We start from the raw sequence: 544 nt of genomic DNA, 5'->3' as shown, positions 1-544 counted from the left end.
CCCCGCGACTGGACCACCGCCGCACGCGAGGGCCGCACCATCGCCCCCCTCATCACCCGCCTCAACACCATCCGGCGGGAGAACCCGGCCCTGCGCCAACTGCGCGATCTGCACTTCCATCCCACGGACAAGGAGGAGGTGATCGCCTACTCGAAGCGGCAGGGGTCGAACACGGTTCTGGTGGTCGCCAACCTCGACCCCCACCACACCCAGGAGGCGACGGTCTCGTTGGACATGCCGCAACTCGGCCTGGACTGGCACGAGTCGGTGCCGGTGCGCGACGAGCTCACCGGCGAGACCTACCACTGGGGCAGGGCCAACTATGTGCGCCTGGAGCCGGGCCGTTCGCCCGCGCACGTCTGCACGGTTCTGCGACCGTCCAACCCGCAGATCGGAGGGTCACCCACCACATGATCGTCAACGAGCCCGTGCCGGACACCTTCGAGGACACACCGGCCAAGGACCGGGACCCGGACTGGTTCAAACGAGCCGTCTTCTACGAGGTACTCGTCCGCTCCTTCCAGGACAGCAACGGCGACGGCGT

1 protein-coding gene is annotated in these 544 nt (G+C 67.8%); it reads left to right on the top strand.

Going from position 1 to position 544, the window contains the following annotated elements; all coding sequences use genetic code 11:
- The coding region (locus ACP4J0_RS38705; RefSeq protein ID WP_426604163.1) for a DUF3459 domain-containing protein at positions 1 to 414 on the top strand (414 nt) is incomplete at its 5' end.
- Between the last annotated feature and the right edge of the window lie 130 nt (positions 415 to 544).

Origin of the sequence: Streptomyces sp. WG7 (assembly GCF_049975785.1) — a bacterium.
Classification (GTDB): Bacteria; Actinomycetota; Actinomycetes; order Streptomycetales; family Streptomycetaceae; genus Streptomyces.
The sequence above is the reverse complement of the archived record's forward strand: the minus strand, read 5'-3'. Positions and strand labels throughout refer to the sequence as shown.